This window comes from Halalkalibacter alkalisediminis (assembly GCF_028610705.1).
GTDB classification, from domain to species: Bacteria; Bacillota; Bacilli; order Bacillales; family Bacillaceae_D; genus Halalkalibacter; species Halalkalibacter alkalisediminis.
This window is the reverse complement of sequence record NZ_JAQQWT010000034.1, coordinates 19,828-28,356: the sequence shown is the minus strand read 5'-3', so window position 1 is coordinate 28,356 and position 8,529 is coordinate 19,828. Positions and strand designations below refer to the sequence as shown.

8 protein-coding genes and 4 pseudogenes are annotated in these 8,529 nt (G+C 35.8%); 6 read left to right on the top strand and 6 right to left on the bottom strand.

Features of this window, described 5'->3' with window-relative positions:
- Positions 1-76: 76 nt before the first annotated feature.
- Both PQ474_RS22235 and istA read right to left on the bottom strand, forming a co-directional pair.
- Positions 77-247, bottom strand: a pseudogene (locus tag PQ474_RS22235) (AAA family ATPase); the annotation flags it as partial.
- The gene (gene istA / locus PQ474_RS22230) at positions 247-1,800 is read right to left on the bottom strand and encodes an IS21 family transposase (protein ID WP_273847786.1); all 1,554 of its coding nucleotides are present in this window, start codon (positions 1,798-1,800) and stop codon (positions 247-249) included. The gene istA and the pseudogene PQ474_RS22235, both read right to left, overlap by 1 nt.
- 242 nt (positions 1,801-2,042) lie before the next feature.
- Here istA and PQ474_RS22225 point away from each other — a divergent pair, with 242 nt between their 5' ends.
- The 4 genes and pseudogenes from PQ474_RS22225 to PQ474_RS22215 form a co-directional block, all read left to right on the top strand.
- On the top strand, positions 2,043-3,260 hold the full coding sequence (locus PQ474_RS22225; protein ID WP_273847785.1) for a hypothetical protein: 1,218 nt from the start codon (positions 2,043-2,045) through the stop codon (positions 3,258-3,260).
- A 16-nt stretch (positions 3,261-3,276) separates the two neighbouring features.
- Positions 3,277-3,416: pseudogene (locus PQ474_RS26685) on the top strand (recombinase family protein); the annotation flags it as partial.
- A 262-nt stretch (positions 3,417-3,678) separates the two neighbouring features.
- A complete protein-coding gene (locus PQ474_RS22220; protein ID WP_273847784.1) occupies positions 3,679-4,809 on the top strand; it encodes a site-specific integrase in 1,131 nt (376 codons plus the stop codon).
- A gap of 70 nt (positions 4,810-4,879) precedes the next feature.
- Positions 4,880-5,398: pseudogene (locus PQ474_RS22215) on the top strand (DUF3898 domain-containing protein); the annotation flags it as partial.
- A gap of 225 nt (positions 5,399-5,623) precedes the next feature.
- On the opposite strand, the gene PQ474_RS22210 reads toward PQ474_RS22215, so the two are convergent.
- The 3 genes from PQ474_RS22210 to PQ474_RS22200 all read right to left on the bottom strand — a co-directional run bounded on the left by PQ474_RS22210 (position 5,624) and on the right by PQ474_RS22200 (position 6,537).
- The gene (locus PQ474_RS22210; protein WP_390187558.1) at positions 5,624-5,719 is read right to left on the bottom strand and encodes a YjcZ family sporulation protein; all 96 of its coding nucleotides are present in this window, start codon (positions 5,717-5,719) and stop codon (positions 5,624-5,626) included.
- Between the two features lie 212 nt (positions 5,720-5,931).
- Entirely contained in the window at positions 5,932-6,309 is a 378-nt protein-coding gene (locus PQ474_RS22205) for a YmaF family protein (protein WP_273847783.1), read from the bottom strand.
- Between the two features lie 36 nt (positions 6,310-6,345).
- Positions 6,346-6,537: a hypothetical protein gene (locus tag PQ474_RS22200; protein ID WP_273847782.1), complete on the bottom strand. Its 192-nt coding sequence runs from the start codon at positions 6,535-6,537 to the stop codon at positions 6,346-6,348.
- Between the two features lie 172 nt (positions 6,538-6,709).
- On the opposite strand from PQ474_RS22200, the pseudogene PQ474_RS22195 reads away from it, so the two are divergent.
- Positions 6,710-6,856: pseudogene (locus PQ474_RS22195) on the top strand (DUF3898 domain-containing protein); the annotation flags it as partial.
- Between the two features lie 896 nt (positions 6,857-7,752).
- Here the strand turns inward: PQ474_RS22195 and PQ474_RS22190 are convergent.
- Positions 7,753-8,028, bottom strand: a complete 276-nt coding sequence (locus PQ474_RS22190; RefSeq protein WP_273847781.1) for a hypothetical protein — start codon at positions 8,026-8,028, stop codon at positions 7,753-7,755.
- 285 nt (positions 8,029-8,313) lie between these two features.
- Between PQ474_RS22190 and PQ474_RS22185 the strand changes: the two genes are divergently transcribed.
- Positions 8,314-8,529: hypothetical protein (locus PQ474_RS22185; RefSeq protein WP_273847780.1), on the top strand; the 216-nt coding region annotated here is incomplete at its 3' end.

Sequence of the window (8,529 nt, the reverse complement as noted above, 5' to 3'; positions counted from 1 at the left end):
ACACCCTTTCATCATTATTGATTAGAGTATCGCATGGGACCCGGGCTATTGGAATGTGTGTATTATTTGACGCTTACTCAAGTTTGGCATTCTTTCGGCGACCCCACTCAATGTCTACAAGCATAGCGAAACGATCTTCAAACGATAAGTCCTGATATTCAGGATTTTTCAATTGGTCCATATATCTCTCTGCCATTGCAGTCATTCTCATATCATTAAGTTTGGATAAAGTGTTTTCAGTTGTCATTAGTTCTTACCTCCATAATAGTCTGCGCCTCTTGTAAAACCGTAAGGGTTGGATTTAACTTCTTTTCGAGTGCTCTCCTCTTCAATAGCTACAGTGAGTTTGTCCTGTCCGGTTTTAAGGATGGTTTGAATACTTTTAAGTGTGGGTCTAGATGTGTAGATTAGCGCACGTTCACAGGCTTTTTCTACACGTTCAACTGAATGTTGATCTGCCAATTTAATTAAACCCAAACAAGATTTTAGAGCTTGTTTTTCAACTCGATAAGAAGAGAGGATACTATTAATGGTGGTCAAGATTTTAGGACCGGCTGTCTCTCCCCATTGCCGTACATACGAAGTATCAAAGTCAATATATTGCTTATGTTCTTTGGGCATATGATCAGACAATGTACTAAATTGTCCTTGTTTTCCCTTAAGTTTTTTGTGGGATGCGATGCGTAATCCTTTATAAAACACTTCTACAATGGTTCTTGTGACTCGAATATCGACCTGATACTTTACGTAATCATAGGGAACTGAGTAATACATTTTATCCACAACTATGTGATAATCATATTGTACGGTCGCAATTCGCCAGGTTGCGATTTCGTATGTTGAAGCAGGCAACGGTGTTAATGCGAAGTGCTCTTCTTCTTTAAATGCCGTATGTCTGCTTCCCTGCTTTTTTTGAAATGGTTTGTGATTAAATTCCTTGAGCTTATCCGAAATCGCATCATTCAACTCTATTAAGCTAAAAAACTCTTGATTTCGAAGAGAAGCAATAATCCATGTTGAAATATGACCTACTGTACTTTCAGCACTTGCCTTATCTTTAGGGTGGCGAACGCGTGCTGGCACGATTGTCGTATGATAGTGCTCGGCCATCTCCTGATAGCCTGTATGGATGATGGGTTCATACTTTGAAGCTTTCACTACGCCTGTTTTAAGGTTGTCAGGAACAACGACTCTAGGAACGCCTCCGTAAAATTGAAATGCGTGAATATGAGCTGTGACCCATGACTCTGCATTCATTGACAAAAAGCCTTCTACATAGGCATATTGACTGCACGGAAGTGCAGAGACAAAGATATACACTGGAATCTCTTCACCTGTAAGATGATCTTTTATTGACATTGTTTGACCTGCCCAATCCACCTCAAGGATCTCTCCAGGTTTACGTTTGATACGCATTGTCGCTTTCGTTTTTCGGGCGTAGTCGTGATAGACTCTACAGAACTGTCGGTAGCTATATGGAATCTCCTCGTTTGATCGGCAGCTGAGAGAATACTCCTCCCATAAAAGCGTTAAATTGACCCCTGGTTTCGCTAGTTCTTTATGAATGTAGTCACAATCTGGCTTTCTTCTAAAATCAACAGAAGTGTGCTTGTCAGGAAAAAGTAAATCTTGTAGAACCTGATCAGTCATGTCTTCTTCTAATGGCCAGCTTACGTTACGCTCTTCAGCTCTCTTCACCACCTCCCGTATCGTTGTTCTAGAATTTGAAGTGCTTGAGGCAATGCCCCTTTGACTGATTCCCTGAGCGTGAAGCCTCAAGATTTCCCGATATTTGACCACAAAAAAACCTCCTAAATAATTGATTTTGCACCAATAGGTGCATCTCAATTATAAAGAAGGGTGGTCCTCTGTATGGCAGAGGTGGAACAATAACTTGTCTTCAGTGGACCAAAAACATGGCAAGGGTGGTACAATTCAATGGCTATATTCATTTTCCCTTAAATTAGGATTTTTTTGGTAAAATATAAAAAGAAAAGTATTTGCAAAATGATATTAAAGATAAATATAAAAAGGTGATTATAATGGAAATTCATATTGGAACGAAAAAAGTAGAAGAATCTAATGAGTTTTTAAGATGTTTATGGGCTGAAATGGAAAAAGAGTTTGGACGATGTGATTGGAATTACGCACCTAAGAAAAATGGTTCAAAACAAAGGGTTTTTTTTGGTTATATGCATATTAATCAAGATTTTTCTATAGCAGTCATGATATCTTATGAAAACAAAGGTAGTATTCATAATTTGTACTTTGAATCTACAAAAAAAAATTTAGATATTGTAAAAGGTACTGAACTTTATAATAGATTAAAGAAGGTAGTAAAGGCTACTAGGAAAAAAATAGGGGAATATAAAGAATTATTTATTGATGCTCATATTCAATCAACATCTCCTATTATGCCATACACAGGTGAAAATTTTGAAATTAAATTTATAAATGATAAAGGATTTAAAATGAAATTCAAGATTAATGTTTATGATGAAAAACATTGTGGTTATCAGGCAAATAAAGTAATTAATGATGTAATGGATTTTTTATCAGTAGAAACGGATGATATCTTTTGGTCAGTCGATGAATACGATAATTATGATGAATTAAAATTTGAAGAAACTTTCATAGAAAGAGATTTTATGGATGAAAATTCACTATATTGGGGGTATAGAACAATTTCAAAAAAAGGTAAACAATTTTTAGATTTGTTAACAGATTGTAAAAGAAAAGATGAAGAAGACTTGGTTTTATTTTTAAGTGCATGTAATCACTTTCATACTGCTAGAATGCAAGAAGAACAGATATATAAGAAATACGAGGATAGCCTATATGAAAGGATTGGTATATCTCAATCTGAGATAGCTACAACCATGTATTTATCTGCTCTAGAGGTTATAAGTTTGATTGGTTTTAAAGAAGAGAAATGTGGTTCATGTGGTCAAGTAAAGTATCAAATATCTAAAAGAATTTCTCAAATTGCTTATAGATATTTGCCTAGTGGTTATGTTAAAGAACTTTTAGATAAGCAATTCATTGATTTTTATGAACACAGGTCTAAGTACCTCCACATGGGGAGAAAACTTGTTTCTGAAATTCCGATTCAATACTATGTTCCTCAATTGAATTTATATGCTGAAAATATGTGTGATTTTCCCCATAATATTCACCTGAGTTATTTAAGAGAATGTGTTGGTCATTGTTTAAGGAGTTTCTATAAGGATAAATTTATGAAATCTATTAAGATAACCTAAAAGGGACTGATAAACTATGAGTAAAAAAACTTTTGCTTACATAAGAGTATCAAGTAAAGACCAGAATTTGGAAGACAATTAAAAGAAGTTTATGATTTGGGAATAAGTGAGAGAGATATTTTTATTGATAAAGAAAGTGGGAAAGATTTTAATAGAACCTGCTTATCAATATTGGTTATTATAGGTATATAAATTGACAGGTCGTATGACACATTTTTAAGAAATTGATTGATAAATAGCATTATACCAATGGTTTACGGTGGTTACACTTTAGTGACGACTCAAAATCGTTTTTATTATTAAGATATTAAAATTCAACACTTGCAGTTTTGCAGGTGTTTTTTGTTATGGGAATCATTGTATAATATATATGGAAGTCTTTTTACTGTCTTTGAGAATAAATGGAGGTCTTAAAGAAGTGAAAGGAAGTATTACGAAAAATAAAAAAACAGGTAAGTGGGACTTTGTTTTTAATTGTGGGTTTAACCCAACAAGTGGGAAAAGGAAACAAATTAGAAGAAGAGCATTTGAAACCAAACGTCTTGCAATGGAAGCAATGACAAGGTTACAGGCAGAATTATTAGAGAAGGAATTTATTGATTTATCAAAAATAACTTACTTGAGTTTTATGGAAGAATGGTTTGAAGAAAGAAAAAACCTTCTTCAGAAATCTACATTTGAAACACATTTTATTTACTACAAGAACCATATTAAGCCGAAGCTAGGTCATTTTAAAATTCAACAAATCTATCCATTGCATATTCAAAAATTCATTAATGATTTAATTCGTGAAAATAAGTATTCGGAGCATACGATTATCTTAGTTTATCGTATTGTGCATGCTTCGTTTAAAAAAGCTAAAATCATTAAATTAATTAAGGACAATCCTGCAATTGGGATAACACTTCCAAAGATTAGAAGAAAAGAAATGAATCTATGGACTTTAGAGCAAGTTAATGATTTCCTTCGCAAATCTAAAAAGGTCAAACGCCTAACACGTTGTTACATTGGTTTCCTTCTGGCTATCTTTACAGGAATGCGACAAGGTGAAATATTAGGACTTCGTTGGAAGGATATTAATGATGAGAAACAAACGATTTTTATTAGGCAAACCTTAACGCAAGATGCAGAACTGAAAAATGGAGCAAAGAATACGTCTAGTGTTCGCTCTATTCACATTCCAGATAGTTTATTTTTGGCACTAAAGACTCATAGAAAGACAATAATTGAAGAAAAATTGCAACTTGGTCAGGAGTATAATGACTTTGATTTGGTTCTTTGTACAAAGAATGGAAAACCAATAATACCAAGAAACTTTCGTAAAGAGTTCTATAACCTTTCAGAAAAAGTCAACCTTCCAAAAATTCGGTTTCATGACTTAAGACATACTCATGCGACGATTCTTATTCAACAAAACGTTAATGTAAAGTTAATTTCTGAACGGTTAGGTCATTCTGAGATTGGAACAACATTAGATACTTATAGTCATGTTTTGCCTAATATGCAAAAGTCGGTATCGGAAGAATTGAATAAAATCATTCAGATGTGACCTATTTAGTGACCTATACAATAATTAAAGGAATAAATACTTGATATTATAGGGGAAACACCAAGCTAACCCCTACATGCCGGAAGAGGGGATGGTGGAGGAGTGGGAGCTGAAAATTCATCAATCGTCCCATGCAAGGTATTTTGAGGATTTTTTAAAGTTTGTAGAATACCACCAATCGATGCCTGAAATTGTTAAAACACAAGTCATTCAAATGGCACAGCAGCACATTGCGGAAACGTATCAGGAGGAGAGTCCAGAACGTCAACAAGAGGAAGAGTATATTGAGGCTTGGTCAAATACACCTGTTCGTGAAATGCAGGAGAAGTGGACTCCAGAGCAGGTTGTGGAAGCTTCTGCACCAATTATTGAGCATCAGCCAGAGATTCCGTTAAAGCTGAAGCTTGACCATATTGATGTGAAGGCCATGTTATCTGATTTTGGAGAATGCCTTCATATTGCCAAGGTGAACGGGAAGTATGTGATTGTGATTGAAGGGGATTCGTTTACGTTTGAGAAGGGTGTTTCGCCGGTGGAGTTTTTGAAGCCGGAGCCTTTGGACGAGGTGTTGAAGAAGATAGGGAGGTAACCTGTATGCGACCAAAATGTGATGATCTATGTATAAAATAGTAGTGAAATTTTTTTGCAATTTACGGTCATTTGTACAGGGAGATATGAGTTACATTTATTTAACGGTCGTATAGTTAGCTTAATAGCAATTCTCGGTTGAACTGATAACTTTCTTGCGTGAAAAACTAACTAAAAAGAGCCAATATCTAATTGGCTCTATCAACAAGATGTTCCATTTGCTTTTTTAGTAAGATCTAACAAACGCTGTTCCAACGATGATTAATAAGATAAACAGCACAACGATTAACTCAAAATTGGATCTAACTGGCTTGTGAGACAGGTCAATACACTCCTTAAATAATTATTTTATTGAGAGCTCTCACACTATTTAATGCAATCATACGAAAGTTGACAGGACAAACAATGACGGCTGTTATGTAAATTATATAATTATCCTTATTTTTAAAATCATAGGAATAAAAAAGAGCCAACCACTAAAATGCTGGCCCGTTAAAACAGAACAAAAGGATAAATTCTTCATTATTTGTTGTTTTACAAACTTGTTTTACCACAATATCTGTGTCTATGTGGTGTTGGACCATCAACAGAAGTAACCCCATTGAATTTGTGGAAATGTCTTCCGTCTGGGAGGAATATTGCTGGTCCGGTTACCCCGCGAATTACGTGTTTATGTTCAGCATCAAAAGTTGTAAAGGTACAATAGCGATGAGTATGTTGCACTCCACTTGGTGCAGGTTCTGTTGTTCCTGCATATCGGTGATCATGCCCTACATCAAATGTCGTAACCCCTTTAAATTCATGGGTATGAATAGGTTGACCATCCCATGTTGTTATAAACATGTTATGAGAATGAAGAGGATCATCCCCATCAGAATGATACAAAAATCCAGTAACAGGTACATTAGACAACTATTAAACCCCCTTTCAAATCATGTTTTCGCTGTATTAGAAAAAGCGACTTAAAAGAAAGAGAGAAGTGATTAAGAAAAATGGTATGAAAATTCTCCTAAAAGGAGAAGTGCGAAGAAACAACCCTCTTTGTTGATTCACTCCATCTATCACCCCTCTATAAACTCTTCCATAATGATCTCTAACTTCAACAAGTTGTCCTTGATATTGTAAAGCTAAATTATCCATTGTAACTCCCTCCCTTTTACTATCGATAAGTTAATGATGTATTAAAATTATATGTCCACTCTGAGGAAAAGTTTGTACCAATAACTTGCTCTAAATGAAATTGATTAAAACTCCTATATAGTAACTTTAAAGCAGTATCTGAGATTGCTTTTGAAGACAACAGAAAATATAGGGTGAATGCCTTCATATTGCGAAGGTGAACGGAAGATATGTGATTGTGATTGAAGGGGATGCGTTTACGTTTGAGAAGGGGGTTTCGCCTGTGGAGTTTTTGAAGCCTGAGCCTTTGGACGAGGTGTTGAAGAAAATAGGAAGGTAGGGACAGGTAGTACCAAAAAAGTAACCGTAAAACAAAAAACAGTTGTCTGAAAAGATTTCCTTATAAAAGGTTTTAGAAATGGTTCTCTGTTTCCTTTTTGGTAGGAGGATCGTTTACATTATTGGAGGTATTGATCTTATTAGAGCGATGCTAAAAATTTCTCTAAGAGAAACGTTATCAATAATTAGGATTATCAAACTAGATGATCTCACTGTCTCGCATAGTGACAATCGGAGTACATCTACACACAGGTCGAACTTCTCTTGATGGAGTTCAGGCTCATCAGTATCAAAGAACGTTCCTCCCAATCGGGACATTCCTAACGGGTATCGGGAGCTCGAATTCTCCGTATAAAAAGTCCTCTTATGAATTTTCATAGGAGGACTTCTACATAATAATCGGCATAATCGGCCCTTGTCCGTTTCAAATAATACTTTATGTCATTAACAATAGTAGATGAGAAATAAATTACTAGATAGGTAGAAGAATAAAATGGGAATGGGTCCTAGAGTAGCGCGTATGATGTTACATATTTTTCTGATAATACTGTATAAGTGATCAACCCTACGACGAATGAGTTATTGATAGAATACCAGTTGGGGATGCACTGTTTGGGTGTAGCGATCACGCTAGTTAGCACTCGAGCATAAGTCACAATTTTTTTTTTGTGATACCGTATCGGTGTTTAATACCACGATTGAAACCTCTATCCAGTATTTGGTGTAAGAGTAAATTAAGAATACACGAGTATTCAGAAGATAATTTAACTTTTAGAGGGAGGATTGATCAACAAATTAGACTATCACAAACGGAAGTCCAACTTCTGAAACTAAGATAGAAGAACGGTTTCTAGAAAATAGATAGAGAATTTAGGATTTTAGTTCTTGAAGGACGTTCTATAAGTTTTGCATAGAAGATTGAATGATTCGCTCATAAAGATTCAAAATCGATTGCCCATAATTGTGACCTGGAACAGCCCATTTTCCGTTTAAAGAGATCGATGTATTAGCAGATCCTCTTTTTACTAAATCAAAGCGAGGGTCAACTAATGGATACTTGTCTGGTAACGGGTTAGTAGATGCATAGGCAAATAAATGTTGAATATGAGCGAGTACACCTTCTCTTGGTGTAGCAAAACTTGCTCCAGGATCATTTGGACCGCTTGCTCCCAATCCGCAAAAGTTGTTTTGATTAGGTTGTACAACTCCAGTAAATCGGAAATGATCTGTTAAACGATTTAAATAACTTTCACAAGGTTTAAAACGAAATCCCTTCTCTGTTCGTAATAAGACATATGCCCCTAATTCTCACCTAAACGATTTATTATCATAACATTATTTGTTAGTTTGATTGTTTTTTATTGAATTAAACTAATCATACTTTGTTTCCTTTTTACCCAATCAGATATGTTATTGAGGACATAATCTATTGGTATAGTGATAAAGGAGATGATACATGTGTCAATTTTTGGAAAGCCATATAAAGGATGCTGTCCAATTTATCCGATTCGAAAACAGCCACAGAAAAAATGCATCTGTCCTCCTGGACCACGGGGCCCAGCCGGACCAGCCGGTCCAGAGGGCCCAGCCGGAGCAACCGGTCCAGAGGGCCCAGCCGGAGCAACCGGTCCAGAGGGCCCAGCCGGAGCAACCGGTCCAGAGGGCCCAGCCGGA

Coding starts and splice junctions, on each gene's coding strand:
- PQ474_RS22200 (WP_273847782.1), bottom strand. CDS start 6,537: ATGGATAATTTAGCTTTACAATATCAAGGACAACTTGTTGAAGTTAGA.
- PQ474_RS22225 (WP_273847785.1), top strand. CDS start 2,043: ATGGAAATTCATATTGGAACGAAAAAAGTAGAAGAATCTAATGAGTTT.